This window comes from Ruegeria sp. CH11, from assembly GCF_056537105.1.
The window spans coordinates 330355-354693 of sequence record NZ_JBQFQX010000002.1; the positions used below are offsets into that span (position 1 = coordinate 330355).

Below are 24339 nucleotides of genomic sequence, written 5' to 3' on the forward strand. Positions count from 1 at the left end.
ATTTTCAAGATTGTACCAATTCGGATTTAAGAATTTCACGCAGCTTTGCCGCTACGACCTCGGGCTTGTGGCGCGTCATCGAAACATGCCCAAGCCCTGGGACCTCGTGAAAGGTTCCATTCAGTGCCAGATCGGAAACCACTTTGCACATGGCGGGGGCTGTCTGAACATCCTCCGAGAATGCAACAACATGTATTGGAACCGGGCAGGTTTTCAGGTTTTCGCGGCAATCGAACTCAAGACAAGCTTCCCATTGATCGATCGTGGCCTGCGGGTCGCGACCAGCGAAGCGTTCGGTGTATGATGCTTTGAGTTGCTCCCAGAGCGTGGGTTCGTGCAAGGCCTTTGCCGGATAAGCGTAGACCGCGTAGTGCGGGGCCAGAAAGTAATCAGGTAGGGTCACACCCTCTTTACGCAGATCAATCTCGGCCTGCATCCAGTCGCGCGTAAAGCCGTCGATATAAGCCGCAGTCCCCATCGGAATGGCAAGCCGAACCTTGTCTGGAAAGTCGATTGCGGTTTGCTGCGTCACTAACCCCCCAAGCGACAGGCCACACACGGCCGCTTGCCCACCGGCAAAAGCATCGATCACCGCGGCACAATCGGCAGAATAATCGCTCATCGTCCAGGGCGGCGGCGGGGATTGGGTCTCACCTGCCCCCCGGGGATCATAGGTGATGCAACGATAAGTGTCGGACAGGCGGGCAAACTGCTCCGAATAGGCCTCGGCGGTTTGATCACCTCCGGGTACAAATACGACGGCTGGCCCTTCACCCTCGGTGACAACTCGCATGGTCACACCGCCTGTCGTAATTTGATGTGTCTCGGCCCTGGGTCCGAACTGCAAGAAGACAGACATCTTTCCTCTTTCTTGATGACAAGTTTGAAACCTGATGCTCAGGCTTGGCGCTTTTTTGGTTCTTCGCTGCTACATCCCGTTGCGCGGGATGACATGCGTTTTCTCTTCCTCAAAAATCAGTTCGCTCCCTGACCACGCTTTCAGACGCGACGTGAGGTGAAACTCGGTTGGCGTCGCCCTTTGTTCCGAATAGGTCCAGATCTTGGCTGACCAGTCGTCGCGATCAAACCCGGCGGTCTGTTCCATCGTGGCAACAGCCGAAAGCGGATCACCCGGATGGATCGTATAGAGCCGATCCGAAACGTCGCTCAGCACTGTTCCGGTGTCATCGAGACGGAAATCGCCCACAGGTCCGAAAACACCGCCATCAAGGAAAAACCTGTGCGTCATTTCACCGTTAGTCAGATCTGTATGGACCGACCGCTCCATAGAACCTGATCGAACTTTCGTTTTTCTTGGGGCCACCTGAGGTTCTGAAGGTTCGGGCAGCGCGCGGGGTTCCGCAGAATGATCGGTCTTGTTGCGGACAGGCAGATCCAGCCGCGATGATCCCGGGCGAATGGTCAGCGTTACCGGCTCAGGCGATGGCCACAGCACGGGCCAGTAGGCAGAGGCGATCTGCAACACGATGCGATGGCCGGGCGCAACGCGGTATCCGCTGCCGTATAGCGGTACGGTTACGCTCATTTCTTCGCCGGGCACAATCGCAGTCGGTTGGGTATCGCTGGTCCGGTGGTTCAGATTGCAGAACCCTCGTGAGATCAGCGCTTGCGCACCGTCAGGTGCTTCGTCGACCAACAACGCAGCAACAAATCCCTGCTCGCGATCTGCAGAAACCATCAGATTCACAGAGGGTTGGCCCAAAATCTCAACAGCCGCTTCAAGTGGTTCTCCCTTGAACTGCAACGCTCCTCCTGCGTCGATCCGGCAGTCTTCTGCCATGTCGCCGGGAATGGCAAATGAACACATGTCACCCGCCGCAGATCCAAAAGTCTGTGGCGAACAGATGGACAACGCCGGACCATTGCCGGGTTCAGCCTCCAGAGTCCTGTCATTCAGCCAAAGCGAGTGCTCCGCCACATTCTGCGACGGCCAGCACGCCTCTTCGACCCACCGCCCCTCGCGGTGAAGATGGGTTCCGTTGGGTGCGGCACTGTCTTGCATGAAAAACCGCAATGGCGGTTCCTCCATCAAGCCAGTGTCTACCCCTTTCAGCCAGTGGTCCCAAAACCGCAGGACCTCTCCGACGAAATCGGCTTTGGGGCCCGGTACACCTTCGTGGGGGTAAAGATGCGCCCAGGGTCCCATCAGCACTTTCACTGGACCGCTGAGATGTTCCGCAATCCGAAACGGGGTGTCGCGAAACAGGTCCATCCATCCGCCGAAGAAATATACCGGCACCTCTACATCAGCGTAGTTCTCGCAGATCGAACCGCGTCGCCACATTTCGTCATGGGTTTGGTGTTCCAGCCACATGGCGGGCCAAAAACTGGCCCCCTCCAACCGCTCGCGCCACATGTCGATCCAGCGATCCGCGCCGACGATTTCGGGATCGGGCGGCATTGCATTATAGAGCTGCATGATCGAGCCCCACCAGAAATTGTCGTTGGCCAGACAACCGCCGTAGAAATGGATATCCTCGCGCCAGCGGTCGTCTGTTCCCATTACGGGCGCAATCGCCTTGAGCGCAGGAGGTCGCGTAGCTGCCACCTGGAACGCGTTATATGCCCCCCAGCTTTTTCCAAACATCCCGACATTTCCGTCGCACCAATCCTGATCCGCGATCCACTGTATGATGTCGTGGCCATCCTGGATTTCCTGAAGCGAGTATTCATCCTCGGCAACACCTTCGCTATCGCCATAGCCCCGGATATCGACACGGATCGACGCGTATCCTGCAGCCGCAAAATGTGGATGCATGCTTTCATCGCGCATCCTCGTACGGTCCCGGCGCCGATATGGAATATATTCGAGAATGCAGGGCATGGGAGAGGTTTTGGCCGCTTCCGGCAACCACAGACGACCAGCAAGCCGCGTTCCATCGGGCATGGGTATCCAGACGGTTTCGATGACCTCAATTCTGCTCATGACGCGGCCCTTTCGGCTTGTGCAGGTGGGCGGGCTCCGGGCTCTAGCGGATAGTGACACGCAACCGCGCGCCCGTCCGTCAACAGCCGTTCCGCTGCATCGCTGCTACACCGCGCTTGCGCCCAGGGGCAACGCGTGTGGAATTCGCATCCACTTGGACGCGCCAACAACGAGGGCACCTCTGCGGGCAAAGTGATCCGGTCATGGGTTTTGTCCGGGTCCGGTTCAGGATTGGCCGACAAAAGCGCGGCGGTATAGGGATGCTGCGGCGCACTGAAAACCTCTTCGGTATCTCCGGCTTCGACGAAGCGGCCCAAATACATGACGGCGGTTCTGTCCGCGACGTGATGAACCACATGCAGGTTGTGGGTGATGATCACCATCGCCAGCCCCAGCCGCTCGCGCAGATCGTTCAGCAGGTTCAGAACTTCGCCCTGAACGGACACATCCAAACCAGCGGTAGGTTCGTCCGCGATGATCAACGCAGGGTCCAGAGCGATCGCGCGCGCGACGCCGACCCGGCGCGCTTGTCCCCCGGACAACTGTTGCGGAAAGCGCGAGGCGAAGCTGGTTGGTAAACCCACCAGTGTCAGCAGGCGTTCGGCCTCTTCCCGCAGATTGCGACCTACGATACCGTGAATACGGAATGGTTCGGTCACCAGATCGCCAACAGTCATTCTGGGAGAGAGCGATCCAACCGGATCCTGAAACATCATCGACATGCGCCGCCTGACCGGTTTCATTGCCTTGCGGTCAAGTTCATCAATCCGCTGGTCTTCAAAGGTGATAGTCCCGGCGCTGATCTCTTGCAGTCCATTCACGGCCCGCGCGAGCGTTGTTTTGCCCGACCCGCTTTCTCCGACCAGTGCAAAGGTCTCGCCGCGGTTGACCTCAAAGCTCACTCCGGCAACGCCGAGGATGGCGCCTCGGCGTCCCAACCCGCCAACTGGGAACGCAACCTGCACATCTTCGACCTTGAGAATTGGATCGCTGCTCATGCCGATACTCCGGTTTCTGCGGGGGTTTCAGCGACGACGCAGCGGGCGATATGACCGTCTCCGATGTCCTTGTCAGGCGGAGGGGCAGCGCAGGCGTCGCTGACGCGGTCGCAGCGATTGGCAAAGATGCAACCGGCTGGCCGTGCCCTAAGATCGGGAATTTCGCCCGGAATTGTCGGCAGATGCCGGGTGCGTTCGCTTTGACGCGCCGGGTCACACTCCAACAGCCGCGCCGTATAGGGGTGCCGCGGGTCCTGGAAAATCTGCCGGACAGTGCCACGTTCGACCACTTCACCGGCATACATGACCACCACGTCGTCGCACAGCTCGGCAATGACACCAAGATGGTGCGAGATGAACATGACCGAACAGCCGATCTTTTGCTGCAGGTCTTTGAGCAGTTCGATCGTTGTCACCTCAAGCGTCGCATCCAGCGCCGTTGTCGGTTCATCGGCGATCAGCAAAGCGGGTTCCATCATCAGCGCCATGGCAATGGCAATCCTCTGCTTCATCCCGCCCGAGAACTGGTGCGGATAGCGTGCCAGCGCCGCGCGTGCATCAGGAATGCGAACCAGTTCCAGCATCTCGACCGCGCGCTTCAACTTTTCGTCCTTCGACAAGGGCGAGCGATACTGGATGTTCAGCATTTGCTTGCCAACCGATATCACCGGGTTCAGCGCGCCCATCGGGTCCTGAAAAACCGTGGCGATACGCGGGCCGCGCAGATCGCGCATGCGCGATGGAGGCAAGGCGGTCAGTTCATCCTGCGCCTCAAACAGGATCGAGCCGCTGTCGATGCTGCCATTGTCAGCCAACAAACCCAGAATCGCGTTGATCAGCGTGGACTTGCCGCAACCGGATTCACCCACGATGCCGACGATGCGGTTTTCGGGCACGTCGAAGCTGACATTCTTCAGCGCGTGCAGCGGTCCAGCCTCGGTCGAGAAGCTGACGTTCAGATTGTCTATGCGCAGCGTGGTCATCAGCGTCCTTTCAGCCGGGGATCGAATACGTCCCGCAGCGTCTCGCCCAGGAATGTAAAGCCCAGTGTTGTGATGATGATCGGTACGCCGCCAGCAATCGCGATCCAGGCGGTATCGCGGATATTGGTGAACCCGTCATTCAGGATAGACCCCCAGCTTGGGGTGGGCGGACGCACACCGAGGCCCAGAAAGCTCATTCCCGCTTCGATGCCGATCACGACCGGAATGTCCATCGACGCTAGGATGACCAACGGCCCGATTACGTTCGGTAGGATATGAACCCGCAAGATACGCGCAGAAGACGCGCCCATGCTTTGCGCCGCCGTGACGTATTCCGAGGTCTTCAGCGCAATGGTCTGAGTACGAATGATCCGCGCGTATCCGGGCACGGTCACCAGAACGACAACGACCATGACGGCGGTCAGCGACGGCCCCATCAGCGTGACCAGGGCAAGGGCCAGCATTACGGTAGGGAAACTCTTCATCGCGTCGAACAGCAGGATCATCAGGTTGTCCAGCCAACGCGGACCGTAACCAGCGATCAAACCCAGAATGATACCAATGACCAGCGACACAGCGGTCGAGACGAGCGCGACGAACAAAGCGATGCGCCCACCGTAAAGCACGCGCGCAAACAGATCGCGTCCCAGTTGGTCTGTGCCCATCAAGTGGTCGCCGCTCGGGCCCTGAAACCGGTCTCGCGGATTGATTTTGGTCGGGTCCCAGCTGGTCAACAGATCAGCAAACACCGCACCGAAGATCACGAACACAACAAGGAACAACCCCAGCGCGCCCAAAGGTTCGCGCAGAATTTTGCGGATCGGACGCCAAAGCTCGGCCAAGCGCCCGGAGGCGGGGTTAGAAACTGCTTCTGACACGGGGATCCAAAGCTCCGATGATGAGGTCTGCCAACAGGTTGAGCAGAACGAACAGGACGGTTGTGATCAGCACGGTGCCCGTCACGATGGGGAAGTTGCGGGTCAGGATGGCGTCATAGACCAGCTTGCCAACGCCGGGGCGGGCAAAGACAATCTCGGCAAAGACAGCCGAGGACAACATCTGACCGATACCAACGCCCAGCAAGGTGACAGTCGGCAGGATCGCGATCGACAGGGCATAGCGATAGGTGATCGTTCGATCCGGCAGGCCAAAGGCGCGTGCGGTACGGATATGGCTGGCCTCAAGCACTTCGAGCATCGAGGCGCGGACCATACGGGCAATGTAGCCGACCCAGCCCAGACCAACCGCCAGCGAAGGCAGAATCAGGTGGGTCAGTTGATCGCCAAGATCGCCGGGTTCGCCGGCACCGATAGCGGGCAGCCAGCGCAGCTCGACGGCAAAGATCAGCAATGCATAGATCGCGATCACGAAGGATGGCACAGCGATCACGGCCACGGACAGAATGCCAACGATCCGGTCAGCCCAGCTGCCCCGGCTGACCGCAGCCCAGCAGCCAAGCGGAATGCCCAAAGCAACCGACCAGGTAATGCCGCCAACGATCAGGGCCAGCGTATAGGGCAGTTGTTCGAACACAACCGTTGTGACGGGACGGCCCGAGAGAACCTCGTCCCCCAGATCGCCGGTCCAGGCCCCGATATAGAAATTCCAGAACTGAACCAGAACCGGCTGGTTCAGCCCCATCTTTTCGCGCAGGGCGGCGCGCATTTCCTCGGTTGCCCGAGGTCCCAGCGCGACCGAAGCCGGGTCGCCGGGGATCAGATAGATCATACAAAACAGCAGGAACATGGCGACCGACACAATCGCCGCAGCCAGCCCAAGCCGTTTGAAAAAATAGCTCAGCATACGCGCCCCCTATCGGCGTGCGGACGGCGAGCATACGCCGCCCGATTGCGTGGATCAGGCGGGTTTGAACAGCGGCAACAAGGGCTCGCCGTTCGGCTTGAGCCCCGGAGTAACCGTATCCTTGTGGATCAGACCGACCACTTCATGCGTCAGGAACACGTAGCATCCGCTTTCATCCATGAGACCTTGCATCTTCTTGTAGATCGCATCGCGTTTGGCCGGATCGCTTTCAACTAGACCCTCGTCGTGCAGTGCCTTGTACTCCTCGTTGTTGAACCGTTCCCAGTTCCAAACGCCAACCTGTTCCGGCGTGAACCAGACTGTTGCCCAGCTTGGGTCTGGGTTCATCGAGAACCGGCTGAGCACCAGCTGAAGGTTCATGAAATAGTCGCCATCCTTTGACCCCAGCGTCCAAAACGTACCACTGTCATTCTGCTTGATCTCGCAAGTGATGCCAACCTCGGCCAAATTGGCCTGAATGACCTGAGCGGCGGTCAGACGTTCGGACTGGTTCAGGATGTCCAGGGTAACGGTCATCCCCTCCGCGCCCGCTTCGGCCAGCAATTCGCGCGCCTTATCGGGATCATAGTCGTAGGTCACGCTGTCCCGGCTGCCCGGAAGGCCCGGTGCGATAATACCGTTTCCAACAGCTGCCGCACCGAAATAAGCCGCATCAACGACCGTCTGCCGGTCGATCGCGTGCTGGATCGCACGCCGGATGCGAACGTCTTTCAGCGCTTCGTTATCCTGGTTCATGCCCAGCCAGACATAGGCCAGCGATGGTTTCTCTTCGACAACGGCACCCGCTGGTGGATTTTCCTTGAGCCGCGGCAGTGAAGAGACTGAGGTCCAAGTGTAGTCCAGATCGCCAGCCTCGAAACCCAGTTCGGCGGTCGAGGGGTCCTCGATCGGCAGAATGTGGATTTCTTCATATCCGCCCGGCTCGTAAGCCCAATCCGGATTGCGCTTCAGAACGGTTTTCTGCTTAGGCACCCATTCGGTCAGAAGGTATTGACCGGATTGCGCCACAGGTTCAGACCCGATCTTGCCGCCGAGTTCCTCGACCGCCTTGCGCGAAATGATACAGGATGAGGGCGTCGGCAGCGTGGTTGTCCACAGTGGAACGAACTTGTCCTTCAGGTGGATCAGGCCCGAGAGGGTGTCCTTGACCTCAACCTCTTTCAACGCGCTCCAGTCGCCAGCATAAGGGCTCTCATTTGCCGGATCGGCAATGCGCTCGATCGAGAATTTCACGTCGTCAGCCGTCATCTGACCAAAACCATCCGTGAACCCGATCTTGTCACGCAGTTTGAAGGCGATGGTCAGATCGTCCAGCTGTTCGATGCTTTCAACAGCAACGGGGCGCCAGTTCCACTCGTCACCCTGCTGGTTTGAGACCAGAGGGGCAAAGATCGATCGCATAATGTCAGATTCTGGCAGAGACAACCAAAAGGCCGGGTCCAGAATTTGCAGGTCACTGTAAGACCGGACGGTCAGGACCGAGCCATCGGCGCTGACCGCCATGTGCGGAAACGCAAGGCTTGCCGCGCCCAATGCACCCGCACCCGCCAGCACGGACCGCCGAGAAACATCGCCTTTGAAAATTGAACTCATTTGCTTACTCCCTGTTTGTCTTCATGTCCGGGCGTCTGTCCGGTTGGGTTGCTTGCGGGCATGTACCCGCGACTTCAGGTGCCAGCAGGCGTTATCCGTTCTTTTTCTTTTTTGACTGTGGCAGTGCCTCGGCAGCGCCGAGGGCTGAGAACTTTGGAATGATCACGGGTGAATTGACCCAAATCATGCGGGTGGTCTGGTCGGTCACGTTGCGAAGAAGGTGCAGGATTTCGCCGGGAAAGCTAAAGCTGTCACCAGTGCGCAGAGTGATCGTCTCGTCCTCAAGCACCAATTCGAGTTCACCCTCGACGATGACCCCGTGCATTTCGCCGTCTCGCGAAAAGTACTGGTCGACGACCTGTTCCGAATAAGGGCGATAGTCCGAGATGCCCAAACAGAACCCGCTGCCGATGGAACTGGACAGCAAGTGATCGGTGTATCCCGATTGTTCGATCGACTCGTCGTACAACAAATTCAGGTTTCGACGGTTCGACTCGCGCACAACATAGGCGCGTTCCAGCGGGCCCGAGCCAGGGCGGTGGTTGAAGAACCATTCCCCGGGCACCCCAAGGGCACCGGCGATGCGCGAAACTTTGTTGAGCGAGGCGCTGACCGTTCCACGCTCGATGGCGCTGAGGTGACTGATCGAAACACCGCTGCTGGTCGCAAGTTCAGCCAGAGTCATCTGACGTGCTTTGCGCAGCTCACGCACTTCGGCACCGAAGGTTGCAAGGCCCTCTTCGCTGGCAGTGCGGGTTTGCTTTTTTGATCCCCCCTGGCTCACGAATCCTCCCTTCGGTCGCTGGGTATTTTGGGAATGCTACGATAGTTTTTCTTTTTCGCAAGAAATTTTGTTATTTTTTCCCGTATTGACGAAATCTTTCCTTATCCAAACTCAGTTTTTTATGCCTGTTACCAACGAATGCCGAACCGAAGCGCGTCATAGACAGCGGCATGAATGTTGCGCGAGGACACGGCGTCTCCGATGCGATAAAGGTCAAACACACCCTCGGGATTTGCCTGCGGAAACAGGGTTCCCGAGCCTGTAACAAGTGCATTGTGATCCACCGCGCCCTGGTTGCGCGACAAAGGCTTGAGATCAAAGTAAAGATCGTCCAGCGGCACGGTCCCTTGATTGACAACCACCTGATCATAAATCTGTTTTTCAACCAGATCCGAGTAGTCGGTGCCGATTTGTACCTGCAGTTGATTGCCGGATTTCTCGATTGCTTGCAGGGTTCTGGTTACGGTGAACTGGGCCCCTGTCTTTTGCAGAGAACGCATGTAAGGCACCAGGTTCATTGCCATCACCTCGGGTGCGAAGCTGCGATCTCGGGTCATGATTTCAACGCGCGCGCCAGTGGCGGCGATGACTTCGGCGGCCATGAGCGCAGGGTGATCGCCGGCATCGTCGTAGATCAGCACGTTTTCACCCGGCTGCACGTCGCCGGACAGGATATCCCAGGCAGAAACGGCCAGTTCATTGCCCGAATCGAGGATTGTCGTCTCGGGCAAGCCCCCCGTAGCGATCACCACCATGTCCGGCGACAATGCCGCTACGTCCCCGGCATCCGCGAAGGTGTTGAAGTGAAACTGCACGTCGCGCGCTGCGCATTGCGCCATGCGCCAATCGATGATCCCGATCATCTCGGCGCGGCGCTTTGACTGCGCTGTTAGACGCACTTGTCCACCGGGTTCTGAGGCGGCCTCAAGAACGGTGACATCGTGCCCGCGCTCTGCAGCAACCCGCGCGGCCTCCAACCCGCCGGGACCGGCACCCACGATGACGGCGCGACGGCGCGTGTCCGCAGCGGGTATGACATGCGGCATGGACAGTTCACGCCCGGTGGCCGGGTTATGGATGCACAGCGCTTCGCCCGCCTGATAAATCCGATCCAGACAGTAGGTCGCGCCAACACAGGGCCTGATGTCATCTTCCCGCCCGGCCTGTATCTTGGACACGATCAGCGGGTCGGCCATATGTGCGCGGGTCATTCCGACCATATCCAGCAGACCGGACGACACCGCGTGTCGAGCCGTAGCAACATCGGGAATGCGCGAGGCATGGAATGTCGGCATACCGATTTCGGCCCGTACTCGTCCGGCGAAATCTAGGTGCGGTGCGCTTTTCATGCCTTGGACCGGGATCACGTCGGTCATTGCCGGGTCGGTATGAATGCGCCCGCGAATGACATTGAGGAAATCCACCTGACCGCCGTCTCGCAGCCTGCGCGCGATCTCAAGCCCTTCTTCTTCGGTTATCCCACCCCGCTCAACTTCGTCAGCGGTATAGCGAACCCCAACGATAAAGTCGGGTCCCACGCGGCCTCGGATAGCATCCAGCACCATGAAACCAAAGCGAAGGCGATTATCGAGGTCACCGCCAAATGGCGCGTCCATCGTATTGGTCAGCGGCGACCAGAACTGATCGAGCAGGTGACCATAAGCCTGCAATTCGATGCCATCGAGCCCTGCAGCCTGCATCCTTTCTGCGGCATCTGCGTAATCGTTGACGATCCGCTCGATATCAAAATCTTCGATCTTCTTGGGGAAGGCCCTGTGCGCCGGTTCCCGGTAGTGCGATGGTGAAACTGACGGCAGCCAGTCGCCTTTGTTCCAGCCTGTGCGTCGCCCCAGATGGGTCAACTGGATCATCACCGCGCACCCGTGGGCGTGGCAGGCATCCGCCAGCTCTCCCATCCAGCGCACGACCTCATCTTTGTAAGCAAGGATGTTATTGAAAACCGGTGGACTGTCGCGGCTGACAGTGGCGGAACCTGCCGTCATGGTCATCGCCACCCCCGCTTTGGCGCGCATTTCGTGATAGGCGCGATAGCGTTCCTTTGGCATCCCGTCCTCGGGATAGGCAGGTTCATGACTGGTGGTCATGATCCTGTTCTTCAGTGTCAGGTGCTTCAGTTGATAGGGCTGCAACAGAGCATCGCGGCTCATGACGACGTTTCCCGGTCTGCGGATTCAGGCTCCGCAACATCCTTTGGAATGACCACGGGTGATACGGCCCAAATCAACCGACATGCCCGATCTGTCCTATTGCGTGCGTGATGCGGAATACGCGCATCGAAGCTATAGCTGTCACCGGCGCGCAGAGTGATGAACTCGTCACCGATTTGCATTTCCAGCTCGCCCTCCAAGACCAGCCCGTGTTCTTCGCCTTCGTGCTTTTGCAGGTGGTCTTCAGGGCGTTCCGAATGGGGCGCATAAACCGCCAGACCCATATAGAATTGCCCCCCGATCGAGCTGGACAGAAGTTGGTCGGTATAGCCCAATTCTGCCGCGTCCTGACCATACAGGGTGTTGAGCGCGCGGCGGTTCTGGGCGCGCACGACAAAGGATTGCTCCATCGGTCCTGTCCCGGCGCGACGCGCGAAGAACCAATCGGGCGTTACGCTCAGCGCACTCGCGATGGCTTGCAAGACATCAACTGAAGGCTTCGATACCCCCCGCTCGATCGCTGATACGTGGCTCAGTGAGATCCCCGCATCTTCGCTGAGTTGTTTGAGCGTCAGCTGACGCGCTTTGCGCAATTGCCGAACCTCGCTGCCAAGCGAGGATATTGCAGAGGGTAAGGCGACGACGTTGTCAGTTGGCATGCGAAACTCTGATGCTCGGGTAGCAGATGTTTTCTAGTTAAATTGAAAACAGACTAGAATTTTAATGTCAAATTCTATTTGCACCCGAAATCACAAGACATCTTGCATGTTCGCGAGAGATTTGCAGAAGTTGGGGCACATGAAAATGCAAGCAGCGGATCACTATGACCGATCAAACCGACGCTCCCTTTGAGGTGTCAGAAACTGATCATCTGTGGATCGAAATGCCGGATGGTGTGCGGCTGGCTGCCCGGCTATGGCGCCCTGCGACGCAAACGCCGGTTCCAGCCATACTGGAATACATACCCTATCGAAAAACCGACATGGTGCGCGCGCGGGACGAACGGAACCATCCCTACTTTGCGGCCCATGGCTACGCTTGTATCCGCGTCGATATGCGCGGTTCCGGCGACAGCGAGGGGCACATGCCGGATATGTATGCCCCGGCCGAGCTTGATGATGCGCGACATGTCATCGAATGGCTGGCCGCGCAAATCTGGTGCAATGGCCGTGTCGGGATGTTCGGCACGTCATGGGGCGGCACCGCCTCGCTTCAAGCCAGTGTCGATGCGCCGGAGCCACTGAAGGCGACCATCGCAGTGTGCGCCACCCATGACCGGTTTGAGGACGACATTCACTATATGGGTGGATGCGTCTTGTCGGACACTTTCGAATGGGGCGCGACGCTTCCGTCAATCCTTGCCTCACCTCCCTCGCCGCATGTTGGGCCGGATTGGCAAGCCCTGTGGAAAGAGAGAATTGAGAACCTCACCTTCCCGCTTGAAAACTGGTTGCGCGAGGATGGTAGAGGCGCGTACTGGCGGTACGGATCTGTCATTCACAAGGCAGATGCCCTTTCTGTACCAATCCTAGCCATAGGCGGTTGGAGCGATCGCTATTCGAATTCCGTGATGTCTCTGGTCGATAGGCGACCAGATCTGGTTTGGGGGGTCGTCGGGCCATGGGGTCATCACTACCCGGATCACGCAAGCCCCGGCCCCGCTATCGGATTTCAGCAATTGGCGCTGGAGTGGTGGGACCATTGGCTCAAATCGGAAATTACTGAAACGCCTGATTGGCCGCGCCTGCGCATCTGGATGCGCGAGTTTGATACTCCGGGCGACACTTTGGCGACAAGGTCCGGGACATGGACGCAGGGTGGCCCGGCATCCGAGGAAACGATGGTGCGGGCGCTACCCTTGTCCGATCTGAGAAAACACAAAGAATGCGCGCCTTGGAGCGTACCAGCGGACCCGACTGTGGGACAAACTGCCGGAGACACCGGGTATTTCGGCCGCGTAGGTGGCCTGCCGCTGGATCAGAACTCGGATGATTTCCGGTCTTTGACCTTCGAAACGGCACCATTGAACGAAGATTTGGTCATTTACGGCCCGGTAACGCTTCGGTTGAGCGGAGATATCGGCGACCAACCCGGTCAGATTGTAGCCCGTCTTGTCGATGTAAATAGAAACGGTGCCGCAGCACGCATAAGCTATGGCGTCCGCAACCTGTTGCTTGACGAAAACTTGGACCACGCGCCGGCGACAGTCGGGTCAGGTGGTTTCGCCGCAGATGTCAAACTCCACTCGACAGCCTATCGTGTGCGCAAAGGGCATCGGCTCCGCCTCGCCTTGTCATCGTCTTACTGGCCTCTGATTTTCTCGCAGGCGCAAGCAGAGGACATCCGACTCGATACCGGAACGCTGTTTATCCCGGTCTTGGACCATAAGCCCCTCGCACTGGAACAGCGCTTACCGCCTGCGCAAGATTTGCCCGCGCGGAAAACCCACTCGACCAATACGACCGGCGAATTGCGGCGTTGGCGAGAAACCCGCGAAGATGTGGTCGAAATAGGCTGGCATCAACCGCTGTCGAAAACAGTCTACCCCCAGACAGATACAGCCTTTAGCTACGAAACCCGAATTGTGCATACTTTGCATGACTCGAACACCGTAACGCAAGAGACTGAAGTAAAACACAAAATGATATTTCAAAGACCCGGCGGAACCGCTGATGTCACAATCGCATTGACAGCGCGTTCCTCCGAGGGGCGTATCACGGTCGATGCCGAATTGAACGCGACTTGGAATAACCTTCCCTTCGCGAACCGGCGATGGTGTATTTCCTGACCGCCTTCAGTCCAGTCGATACCAATGTCCAAAACCGAACGCTTCTATACGCACAACTCAACTGGCTTCAATGAAATCTGACAGAATCGAGTTAAAGAGAGCGGGCTTTTCCAGATGTGTCGCGTGCGCGCATTGAGGGATTACAGCCAGATTGGCATCGGGAATTGACTGCCACAGCTTTTCAGTTTGGCCCCAGGGATAGGTGCGATCCTTATCTCCCCATACGACCAGTGTTTTGGCGTCGATCTTTGACAGGTGGTCGGCTCCGCTCCAGCATTGCATCGCATCAAGCCCTGCGAGGATAGCGCGCAGGCCGCACTGTTCGGCAATTGTGGCGCATTCCTCGTATGCCTCGGCCTTTTCCCTCGCCAGAAACCAAGTCGCCGAGATGCGACGCGCTGTCGATTTTGCGCCGTCTGCGCAAGCACGCTGTTTCGACGTGCCGATCGTTTCGAACCGCCCGGGCAGAACGCCAACTGTCCCGGTACCATATAGAACCAACCGGTCAACAAGCTCTGGTGCGCGGGCAATCATCTCTTGCACAACCATTCCGCCCATCGAATGACCGACTAGGTGACATCTGCGGATGCCGCGCGATTTCAACTCGCCCAACGCCCAGTCGGCAAAACCAGCGATACTGCTGATGACCTCGAGCTGGGCGTTGTCGCCGAATCCCGGCAAATCGAGTGCAACGACATTATAATCTGTCAGGGCTTCGACCTGTTCATCCCATTGCCGACTGCCGCCCATAAACCCATGGACAAAAACAATCGGTGTCATTTGCGCCCGCCCTGCACAATTCGGTCAAGGATCATGGCGCAAAACAGGATAGAGAACCCGGCAAGGATACCCTGCCCCACGTTTGCATATTGCAACGCCTCAAGCACGTCTTCGCCCAGCCCCTTTGCGCCGATCAGCGAAGCCACAACAACCATCGCCAGAGACAGCATGATTGTTTGATTGATCCCGGCGCGAATGGATGGGCTTGCCAGTGGTAGATCAACCTTGGTGAGCAGGTACCACTTGTTGGCCCCAAAACTGATCGCCGCTTCGCGCACGCTTTCGGGCACACCGCGCAAACCAAGCACGGTCAGACGCACCACGGGTGTTCCGCCGAAGATCATCGTCACAACAACAGCGGCTGGCTTGCCGACGCCGAAAAACGCGATCACCGGGACCATAAAGACAAAAGCGGGCATGGTTTGCATGAAATCCATGATCGGCTGGATAAAGGCGTAAAACCTGGGACGTCGCGCAGCAAACATGCCAAGCGGAATACCGATGACAATCGAAAGGCAGGCCGCTGTCCCCAGCAAAGCCAGCGTCGTCATTGCGCCTTCCCAGAACCCCAGTAGGCCCATATAGGCCAGAAACGCCCCGGAATAGATTGCGGTACTTATGCCCGCAGTCAGCCAGGTCAGCAGAATGATCAGGCTGGCAATCACGACCCAGGGCGTCTGCACCAGAATAACTTCGAGCGCATCAAGCAGGGCACGGATTCCAAAGGTCAGACCGTCAAAGAATGCAACGCTGTTACGCACGCACCAGGCGATAAATTCCTCGACCCATGTGATACTGGTCAGGCGGATGTTCGGGTCAGTGGGAAAATGGCTTAGAAGCGAAAACCGGCCAGGGAAGCTGTAGTGCATCATCGCCGCCGAAACGATCAGCAGCATGAAAATCGCGCTGAACACGATCTGGGAAACCGGCATCGCCGAACGGATCGACCGATCCGAAAGCCAATCAGAAAACCGCGCCTCAAGCGCCCAGTTGGCGACCTGAGACTGTACGGCCTTGACGATGACAAGAAGGACAAGACCAGTCAGGACAATGTATGGTCCTTCGGCAGCAAGCGCTTCGGCCTCGGCGCGGATCCCGTCGATATTTGCCTCCAGCGAATCCACCGTGCGTTGATAGACATCAACCTTGTCGGTGTTGTTCTCGATAGCAGCCGCAAGCTGTTGGCGACGCAGTTCCAGCGTGCCTTCAATCGAAGCGATACGCGCCATGGCATCGGCGGCAAGGTCACCAAACATTCCGCGCGCGATCTGCACATAAGCAATTGTTTCGATGATCAGAAACGGCAGCGCCCATGACCACAATCCGCGCGCGCCGAACCAGACCGGACCAAACAGCCCCGCCATAAAGTTGAAGGTCGGCGTAAAGCGTGACGAGGCACCGATCTTGTCAAAATTTCGAATGTAATAGTCCGGGCTGGTTCGAACAAAGGTGCGAATGTTCTCGCGCCGCTCTTCGGCATAGGCCAGCGCCGCTTCGCTTTCGGTATCTTCCAGAGGGTTCACGTCTGAGGTGCTCATGACACTTCGGTCCCTTCAATCACGGTGCGCAGAAGGTCCGCGCGAGTAATGACGCCAACGTCGACGCCGCCATCTTCGACAAGAATGGCGTTGCTGTTGTCGATCGCCAGATTGATCAGCGTGCTCAGGTTTTCGCCTTCATTCACGCGTGGCGCGTCAGCTGACAAAGGCCCATGGGCGGCAACATGCTCGGGTATCGGGCGCATAACCGCATGGGCGCGCACCACTTTCAGCCTTGAAATACCGGCGACAAAATCCGCGACATAGTCGTCGGCAGGGTTCATGACGATGTCTTCAGCGGTTCCGATCTGCACCACCTTGCCGTCTCGCATGATGGCGATCCGGTTACCGATGCGAACGGCCTCATCCAAATCGTGGGTGATGAATATCGTGGTCTTTTTGAGAATCTTGCTGAGCCGGATGAATTCATCCTGCAATTGCCGCCGGATCAAAGGATCTAGGGCCGAGAACGGCTCGTCCATCAAAAGCACATCCGGGTTTGCTGCCAGCGCCCGCGCCAGTCCCACGCGCTGCTGCATCCCGCCGGACAGCTCGTGCGCAAATTTCGACCCCCATGCGCCAAGCTCGACAATATCAAGAATGGCAGCGGCCTGACGCATACGCTCGTTCTTGCTGACCTGTCGGATTTCCAAAGGCATCGCCACATTGTCGAGAACCGATCTATGCGGCATCAGCGCGAAGTTCTGAAACACCATTCCGATCTTATTGTTGCGAAACTGCTGAAGCTCTTTCGGCCCCAGAGCCATCACATCTGTGCCTTCGATTTCGATCTTGCCCGCCGTGGGTTCCAGGAGGCGGTTGAAATGCCGGACCAGAGTGGATTTCCCGCTGCCAGACAGGCCCATGATGCAGAAGATTTCACCACGATTGACCGACAGGCTGACATCCGCAACACCGACAACACAGTTATATTCCGCAAGCACCTGCGCCTTGTTCAGCCCGCGTTCGCGAATGGCTTCAAGCGCCACCTCAGGTTTGGCGCCGAAGATCTTCCAAACATTCGAAATTTCGATAACGGTATCGTCGCTCATGGGTCCCCCAAAGGTCTTTTTTTGGGTGGCGCCAGGCATTGCCGCCACCCTGTTTCGGGCGTGAGATTAAAGACCCAACCACGCATCGACGCGATCAGGGTTCGCTTCGACCCATTCCCGAGCGACCTCTGCCGGATCGCGACCTTTGCCGCTGATTTCGTAGGCGAACCCGCTGACATCGTCCGCAGTCAGAGCGAAATTCGCAAAGAACTCAGCAATCACCGGAGAGCGATCACCCAGAGTATTGGACCAGGCGATCTGCACGTTCTTGAGCGCATCCTTGGTGGCCACATTGGATTTGCTGTACCAATCCGGATCGTCCGAGGGCTGTATCATCACGTATTTTGCCGGGTCGAATGTCGGTTCGGTCAGCATCTGGACGTCGAACATGTACCAGACTGCGTGTGGCTTATAGCAATAGAACGCATAACCTTCGCCCTTGGCGATGCTGTCCTTGATCCGCGCTGTCTTGACACTTTCTTCGGCGCGGATCGGCTCGATGAAGTCGAGCAATCCGTAGTCACGCGTCTTCACCTCGTTCACATTCGCCGAGGCCCAGCCCGGTGCACCAATCCACATCTCGCCTTTGCCATTGCCGTCGCTGTCCATGAGCGCGGCTACGTCTGGGCGTCCCAAGTCAGCAATGTCGGTAATGTTGTTGGCCTCACCAAAATCCTTGCTGACGCAGAAACCCTGATTGCCCTCATAAGGGTTCGACGACAAGGTCACTGTGCCAGCCTCATCGACGTATTTCTTGGTAAAGCTTTCCTGGTTGGGCAGCCACACGTCGGGATGCACGTCGATATCGCCCTTACCCTGGTCCATCGCCTGAAAGATCGTGGCATTGTTGCCGGGCACAAACTCCACCTTGCCCCCGATGCGCATTTCAACAACCGCGCCCAACACGTGGGCGATCGCCTGGGCACCTGTCCAGGATGGCACACCGATCTTGACCTCTTCAGCCGCGAAAGCAGGCAAGGCATAGATGCCGACCGCAGCCGCCATGCCGAGCGTTTTTAAGTTGGTTCTCATGGTCTTCTCCTCTGTTGAATTGCGCCGTGTTTCGGCGTCGTTTTTTCCGTGGTTGGACTTTCCTATCGCGCAATAGGGTCGTGCCAGCACGTCATCGGCCGCAACTCTGGACGGAAGTCTGAAAGGAAGACCAACCGCCTGACCCTGCTTGGAAGTCTAGATCAAGAGCAATTCTCAGAGCCAATTCGAACATTTCATTAAACTATTCTGATTTTGCATAGATTGACGTATGTTCAGAGAATGCACTTACCGGCAGGTGGAAACATCCAATGGATCTGAATTGGTTACGCGACTTCGAATGCCTTGCCCGAACCTTGAACTTCACCCGCGCGTCTGATGAACGCAATATCACGCAATCCGCATTCAGCCGCAGAATCAAAGCATTAGAAAGCTGGGTGGGGTTGCCTTTGGTCAATCGCGCCACCTATCCTGTGCAACTAACCGAGGCCGGAAAACAGTTCTTGCCCGTTGCGCTGACGGCAATTTCACAGCTGTCGGAGTCTCGTCAATCATTGCGGGACGCTGATCGGGGCGACAGTCGGTTCATCCGATTTTCTGTGCTACACACCATAGCGGTGAATTTTTTGGCATCTCGCGTAGAAGAATTGCAGAAACAAATCCCTGATTTGCGCACGCGCGTTCTTTCCGATTCTTTGAGCACCTGCTGTGATCTTCTTGTTGAAGGCGCGGTGGATTTCCTGCTGTGCTATTATCACCACTCGGTCTCGCCCATGATCGATGAAGCCGCGTTCGAGCGTAAGGATTTGCTGAAGGATCGTTTGGTGCCGGTGGCGGCGGTCGAACCGGTCGGTCGACTGGGGTGGGATCTGGGCAGGCAGGACGGCCCGCCTATCCCTTATTTGGCCTACGATCGGTCTTCGTTTTTGGGCATGGTCGTCGAAAACACCGTCGATCGGAAACCCCAGAACACCGAGACAATTTATGTCGACAGTCTGGTTGAAACCATCAAGCGCCGACTGATGACCGGCAGCGGGTTCGCCTGGATGCCCGAAACGGCGATTTCGTCGGAACTCGATCAGGGATTGCTGGTGCCAATCGGTGATGATGCGTGGTGTGCGACCATGACCATTTCGGCGTTTTCCAATCCAGCAAACTTCGATCAGACAGCGCAGCAGATTTGGGAACGTTTGTGAACCAATACGACCATCCAAGCGTCGCATGGTCCTGTGCGCTGCCCCGATAGGTTAGCCATTCCGTGAAAAATCGATAATCGCTTCGACCAGAAGATCGATGGTGTCCACTGAGTTGTTCTCTTTGGAGATGCTGTCGGCAATGAGAGAGAACTCGGAGCAAGCGACAAATAGCAGATCCGCCCCTAAGCTGATCAACGCTTCGGACGCCGCTTGCAGAGTCGCTCGAGCCTCTTCGCACGGGCCGTCAATCTTGATCCTACGGATCGCCATCAGCATTGCGTTGTCATCTGCCGGCCAGACTGTCGATAACCCGCGCGCTTGCAAGGCCGTTTCGAAAAGACGCGTGCGGCGCACCGCTGGCGAGGCGAGCATGCCGATACAACCCCCTGCCCCAATCGCATTTGCGGCGTGATCTGCCGCCAGCTCAACCATGTTCAAAAGCGGGATGGTCACTGCATCGGTGATCGCCCCGGCATAATGATGTGCGGTGTTGCACGGCATCGCCAAAGCCACAGCCCCGGCACCCTGAAGGCGGCGCGCCATCACCGCAAGCGTTGGCCCGGGATCTTCACCTACGCCGTCAACCAGATGAGCGATCCGCGATGGCACTTGCGGGTTCATGTCGATCAGCAGCGGGATGTGGTCTCGATCATCGGTCACCGGCACCGCCTCCAGCAATCTACGCTGGAGGAGGATGGTGGCTTCGGGGCCCATGCCACCAAGGATGCCGATCGGTCGCTGCGTCATTGCCTAGATATTCACCCAGCGGTTTTTGTGGTCGAACGCAAAGTCATAGCCTCCCAAAGCTGCCGCTCCGCCAGTATGCAGGAAAACGACGCGCTGGTCTTTGAATTCACCCTTGCGTGCCAGGTCGATCAGACCCGCAGCGCCTTTGGCCGAGTAACAAGGGTCCAGCAGAATACCTTCCAACTCGGCAAACATCTGGATCGCCTCGATGCCACTTTCTGTCGGCAGGCCATAGCCTTCGCCCACATAGTCAGTATTGGCCACCACGTCTTGGCGCCTTACGACGCCTGCGCAACCCAGCTTTTCGGCGGTCTTACAGGCAAGGTCATAAACCATCTGCTCCTGCTTTGGTTGCGGCGCCCGCGTCCCGATTCCCAATACCGGCACCTGCGCATTCATCGCGCACATCCCGGTCACCAACCCAGCCTGCGTTCCCGATGATCCGGTGGCATGCACCAGCCGATCTATCCGCAACCCGCTGTCATTGGCCTGCCCCAGCAGCTCAAAGGCAGCATTTACATAGCCAAGCGCGCCAGTCGGGTTCGAGCCGCCGCCGGGAATGACATAGACATTGCGACCCTCTGCGCGTTTCTTCTCGGCAGCCTTTTCCATTTCTCCCGGCATATCGTGACCACCGGGAAACTTCTCGGTCGTTGCACCGTGCAGATGGTCCAGCAGAACGTTGCCGTTAGTGTTGTAATTCCCATCCTGATAGCCGGTGCGATCTTCTAAAAGGATATGGCAATCAAGTCCCAGTTTGGCCGCAAAAGCGGCGGTCTGGCGGCCATGGTTGGTTTGGGTGGCCCCTTGCGTCATTACCATATCCGCGCCCTGCGCTTCGGCCTCGGCCATCAGGAATTCCAGCTTGCGGGTCTTGTTTCCTCCGGTGGACATGCCGGTGCAATCGTCGCGCTTGATCCAGATTTCGGCACCCAGCTCTTTGGACAGCCGTTTCATCGGCTCAAGCGGTGTCGGAAGATGGGCGAGGTGAAGACGAGGAAGGCGGGCGAGATGCATTTGGCGACTCCTAATATCGATTTCTGTCATTTTATCGTCTGACCCGCTGCACAGCTAATTCGAAATCTTGCGGCTATATTGCATGAATTGCATATTGTGCGCCCTCACAGTATCTAGAATGCATGCGACTTGAGTGGATTGACGACATTTTGGCGGTGCTGGACAGCGGGTCTTTGACGCGGGCCGCAGAAAAGCGGTTGTTGACACAATCTGCCTTCACGCGTCGGGTTCGGCTCATTGAGCAAAGCGTTGGCGCAACCCTGTTCGACCGCCGGCGCAAACCGGTGTCCCTAATGCCCGGCATTCAGGAATTGGAACCCGAACTTCGCGAGCTCAGCACGCGGCTGCACAAGTTGCGGCACACGCTGAAGATAGCGAACGACAAGGCTGGAATGTCCTTATCGTTTGTGTGCCAACATGCGCTTACCGCAACGATTTCGCCAATGATCGTTCGCGATCTGACGGAAGAGGACGATATCTCGGTTCATGTACGGTCAGGCAATCAGGACGAATGCCTGCTGAATCTGATTTCTAAGGACGTCGATTTTGCGATCATGTACGCCATTCCAGGGGATGACACGCGCGACCTTGGAAACGCGTTTGAAGCTAAGACGCTGGGAACGGATATTCTGGTGCCGGTCTGCGCACCAGAGATGCGCGACGACGTGGCTGGTACGACGCCGCCAATAATCGGCTACCCGACTGAGGTTTTTCTTGGTCAGGTCTTCGCCCGAAAAATTGTGCCTCAATTGCCAAAAGATACCGCGCCCGTGATCCGCGCCGAGACGGCGCTGACGCTGGCCATGCTGCAATACGCCAGGGAAAGTATCGGCGTGGCCTGGCTGCCAAACATTTTGGTCTCTGAGCCTTTGGCAGAGGGTCAGCTTGTGCGTGTCGACGACGTGTTGCCCTCACAAGCGCTGACGATCGAGGTGGTGCGCTTGGCATCGGCCCAGTCCGCGTATTGCGACCAAGTCTGGCAACGCTTTGGTCAGTGAACCCCGGGCCTTTCTACGCGACCGAGCGGGCTGGTAAACGAATAGACCCGCTGCTTGAGGCCGGTCGGATCTACTTTCTTAGATGAAGCACCGTCCGGTGTTCGTTCGGCCCACAATCGAGCACAGTGCTATCGGCCCTGTTTGGGCAACGCCCAGCAGCTGACAGTGTTTAAGCCTTTGAAGCACGTGGATGGCGTGGGCCCTCGGATGTGATCATCCAATTGGACAGCGTCTTGTCCATGTGCCTCATTCGATGGCGCAGCATTTCCAGTGTCATTCGTGCCAGCGCTTCCGCGTACTCTGCGCGATCCGCGACATTCTGCAATTCGCCTTGGCCGGACCCGTCGAACAACAGCGGCGGCAGAACCGCTGCGAACATGACCAGTGTGAAACGATCATCCCGCAATATGCTAAGACAAGAGTCGGCCAATTCGGTTCCCAAGTCGCGCTGCCAGCGTGTTGGCTCCAGCGGATCCGCAAAATCGAGCTCGGAGAACGAGTACTTGCGCCAGTTCGAAGGCCCCTCGCCTCGAAGAAACGGCAGCAGAGACCGCCCGTTCATCGCATCCGGTACAGGTTGCCCGACCCATTCCAGGATCGTGGGTGTGACGTCGATGGATTCCGTAGGCTCGGAAACGCGCACCCCTTTGCCACCTTCGGGCATTCGTATGATCAGGGGCGTGTGATAGGCTGCGTCATAGACCGACATCTTGCCCCAACTGTGACGATCACCCAGCATCTCTCCGTGGTCTGCGGTCACAACCAGCAGAGTGTTGTCGTACTGCCCACTGTCTTTCAAAAACTGCACGACCCGTCCGATATGGTGGTCAACTTCGGTGGCGAGCCCCAGATAGATCGAGCGCAGGATGCCCACCGTTTCATCTGTCGGTTCGAGTTCATTGAAACCTTCGACAAAACCAGAAACCGTGCTGTTGGCGCGGGTGGCTGCAAGAAAGCCATGTATGGCGTCTTCGGCCTCGGGTGCGTCCAGCCGCGTGGGCATCGGCAATGTGTCCGGGTCATACATCCGGTTGTAGGGCGCGGGCGCTACCAGCGGTGGATGCGGGCGCAGGTAAGTCAGATGCGCAAACCAGCCCTGCTCCCCGTCCGCGTAAGCTGGCATTGTTTCCAGAAAGCGATCTGTCAGAAACGCCGTATCGCTGTCCTCGGCCGTGTAGAGCGCCGGGTCGTTCAGCGCTGGCGTTGTGCCATCCGCCGAGACCGGTTTGTAGACCTCAGAATAGGTGTCGAACTTGTAGCCACGGTTTTTCAGGTGCGAACGCCAGGGAAATGACATCTCCATGCGCATCTCGAGCATTTCCTGAAACCCGGGCATGTGAAATTCGTAGGATCTGAGTGCCGGGTCATTGGCGTCAAAAGTACGGGGGTCTTGCGAGGTATCGGTATAACCGAACAGCATCGGCAGATATCCTGCTTTGCGCATCTCGCTGGCGATGGTCGGGATGTCGTGGCGCAGTGGCGTCCCATTGCGTACCGAACGGTGGTTCATAGCATATTGGCCAGTCAAAATTGACGCGCGCGACGGTCCGCAGGGATTGGTGACCGAGAAGTGTCTGGAGAACGTTACGCTTTCGTCCATCAGCGCCCGCAGATTGGGCAGATCAACATGTTCGGCCAAACCTCCGAACAGACAATCTGCGCGCATTTGATCGATTATCACAAATAGAACGTTCTGCTTGTCGCTCATCGAGTCCCGTTCCTGTTCCCCAAGGTTTTGGTTGGCAGCCCGACCAGACTCTTGTCAAAATCGTGCCACCGCTATCTGCGTCGTGAGGGAACGGTATGATCCCTCAAAAATCCACACAAAAATGAAGTAAACAAATAAAAACAGATTTTGCCAGTTGTGTTGGAGAGATTTTGTGGGATTATTGCGGGTATTGGAGCCGAGATGTGGGATTCTGATGCCGCAAGAAAT

Annotated in this window: 20 protein-coding genes; 3 read left to right on the forward strand and 17 right to left on the reverse strand. The window is 57.4% G+C overall.

The annotated features are described in order from the left end of the window. Positions 1-4 precede the first annotated feature (4 nt). The 10 genes from ACR0LX_RS05470 to ACR0LX_RS05515 form a co-directional block, all read right to left on the reverse strand. Entirely contained in the window at positions 5-859 is an 855-nt protein-coding gene (locus ACR0LX_RS05470; protein ID WP_480782842.1) for an alpha/beta fold hydrolase, read from the reverse strand. 69 nt (positions 860-928) lie between these two features. Then, positions 929-2947 carry a CocE/NonD family hydrolase gene (locus ACR0LX_RS05475; RefSeq protein WP_480782843.1) on the reverse strand — a complete coding sequence of 673 codons (2019 nt, stop codon included), beginning with the start codon at positions 2945-2947 and terminating at the stop codon, positions 929-931. Next, positions 2944-3945: an ABC transporter ATP-binding protein gene (locus ACR0LX_RS05480; RefSeq protein ID WP_480782844.1), complete on the reverse strand. Its 1002-nt coding sequence runs from the start codon at positions 3943-3945 to the stop codon at positions 2944-2946. The genes ACR0LX_RS05475 and ACR0LX_RS05480 overlap by 4 nt, the downstream gene beginning before the upstream one ends. Further along, entirely contained in the window at positions 3942-4928 is a 987-nt protein-coding gene (locus tag ACR0LX_RS05485) for an ABC transporter ATP-binding protein (RefSeq protein ID WP_480782845.1), read from the reverse strand. Before ACR0LX_RS05485 ends, ACR0LX_RS05480 begins: the two co-directional genes overlap by 4 nt. Further along, positions 4928-5806: an ABC transporter permease gene (locus ACR0LX_RS05490; RefSeq protein ID WP_480782846.1), complete on the reverse strand. Its 879-nt coding sequence runs from the start codon at positions 5804-5806 to the stop codon at positions 4928-4930. The genes ACR0LX_RS05485 and ACR0LX_RS05490 overlap by 1 nt, the downstream gene beginning before the upstream one ends. Further along, positions 5787-6731 (reverse strand): ABC transporter permease, encoded by a 945-nt coding sequence (locus ACR0LX_RS05495; RefSeq protein ID WP_480782847.1) that lies wholly within the window; start codon positions 6729-6731, stop codon positions 5787-5789. Before ACR0LX_RS05495 ends, ACR0LX_RS05490 begins: the two co-directional genes overlap by 20 nt. Before the next feature lie 54 nt (positions 6732-6785). Then, the gene (locus ACR0LX_RS05500) at positions 6786-8345 is read right to left on the reverse strand and encodes an ABC transporter substrate-binding protein (protein ID WP_480782848.1); all 1560 of its coding nucleotides are present in this window, start codon (positions 8343-8345) and stop codon (positions 6786-6788) included. A gap of 91 nt (positions 8346-8436) precedes the next feature. Beyond that, complete coding sequence (locus ACR0LX_RS05505; protein ID WP_480782849.1) at positions 8437-9129, reverse strand: helix-turn-helix domain-containing protein; 693 nt, start codon at positions 9127-9129, stop codon at positions 8437-8439. 128 nt (positions 9130-9257) lie between these two features. Further along, on the reverse strand, positions 9258-11297 hold the full coding sequence (locus ACR0LX_RS05510) for an oxidoreductase (RefSeq protein WP_480782850.1): 2040 nt from the start codon (positions 11295-11297) through the stop codon (positions 9258-9260). Next, positions 11294-11956, reverse strand: coding sequence for a helix-turn-helix domain-containing protein (locus ACR0LX_RS05515; protein WP_480782851.1), 663 nt, complete (start codon positions 11954-11956; stop codon positions 11294-11296). The genes ACR0LX_RS05510 and ACR0LX_RS05515 overlap by 4 nt, the downstream gene beginning before the upstream one ends. Positions 11957-12120: 164 nt before the next feature. On the opposite strand from ACR0LX_RS05515, the gene ACR0LX_RS05520 reads away from it, so the two are divergent. Beyond that, positions 12121-14085, forward strand: a complete 1965-nt coding sequence (locus tag ACR0LX_RS05520; RefSeq protein WP_480782852.1) for a CocE/NonD family hydrolase — start codon at positions 12121-12123, stop codon at positions 14083-14085. Positions 14086-14142: 57 nt separating this feature from the next. Here the strand turns inward: ACR0LX_RS05520 and ACR0LX_RS05525 are convergent, their stop codons facing one another. From ACR0LX_RS05525 to ACR0LX_RS05540, 4 genes are all read right to left on the reverse strand, one after another. Then, complete coding sequence (locus tag ACR0LX_RS05525; RefSeq protein ID WP_480782853.1) at positions 14143-14865, reverse strand: alpha/beta fold hydrolase; 723 nt, start codon at positions 14863-14865, stop codon at positions 14143-14145. Further along, a complete protein-coding gene (locus ACR0LX_RS05530) occupies positions 14862-16403 on the reverse strand; it encodes an ABC transporter permease (protein ID WP_480782854.1) in 1542 nt (513 codons plus the stop codon). Before ACR0LX_RS05530 ends, ACR0LX_RS05525 begins: the two co-directional genes overlap by 4 nt. Beyond that, complete coding sequence (locus ACR0LX_RS05535) at positions 16400-17455, reverse strand: quaternary amine ABC transporter ATP-binding protein (RefSeq protein ID WP_480577756.1); 1056 nt, start codon at positions 17453-17455, stop codon at positions 16400-16402. Before ACR0LX_RS05535 ends, ACR0LX_RS05530 begins: the two co-directional genes overlap by 4 nt. A 66-nt stretch (positions 17456-17521) precedes the next feature. Further along, positions 17522-18487, reverse strand: a complete 966-nt coding sequence (locus ACR0LX_RS05540) for an ABC transporter substrate-binding protein (protein ID WP_480782855.1) — start codon at positions 18485-18487, stop codon at positions 17522-17524. 269 nt (positions 18488-18756) lie between these two features. Between ACR0LX_RS05540 and ACR0LX_RS05545 the strand changes: the two genes are divergently transcribed. Further along, positions 18757-19641 (forward strand): LysR family transcriptional regulator, encoded by an 885-nt coding sequence (locus tag ACR0LX_RS05545; RefSeq protein ID WP_480782856.1) that lies wholly within the window; start codon positions 18757-18759, stop codon positions 19639-19641. Positions 19642-19692: 51 nt separating this feature from the next. On the opposite strand, the gene cuyB is transcribed toward ACR0LX_RS05545, so the two are convergent. Next, entirely contained in the window at positions 19693-20388 is a 696-nt protein-coding gene (gene cuyB, locus ACR0LX_RS05550) for a cysteate racemase (RefSeq protein WP_480782857.1), read from the reverse strand. A 3-nt stretch (positions 20389-20391) separates the two neighbouring features. After that, entirely contained in the window at positions 20392-21405 is a 1014-nt protein-coding gene (gene cuyA / locus ACR0LX_RS05555; protein WP_480782858.1) for a D-cysteate sulfo-lyase, read from the reverse strand. A 122-nt stretch (positions 21406-21527) separates the two neighbouring features. Here cuyA and ACR0LX_RS05560 point away from each other — a divergent pair, with 122 nt between their 5' ends. Next, on the forward strand, positions 21528-22403 hold the full coding sequence (locus ACR0LX_RS05560) for a LysR family transcriptional regulator (RefSeq protein ID WP_480782859.1): 876 nt from the start codon (positions 21528-21530) through the stop codon (positions 22401-22403). 169 nt (positions 22404-22572) lie between these two features. Here the strand turns inward: ACR0LX_RS05560 and ACR0LX_RS05565 are convergent, their stop codons facing one another. Beyond that, positions 22573-24111 carry a sulfatase-like hydrolase/transferase gene (locus ACR0LX_RS05565; RefSeq protein WP_480782860.1) on the reverse strand — a complete coding sequence of 513 codons (1539 nt, stop codon included), beginning with the start codon at positions 24109-24111 and terminating at the stop codon, positions 22573-22575. Positions 24112-24339: the final 228 nt, after the last annotated feature.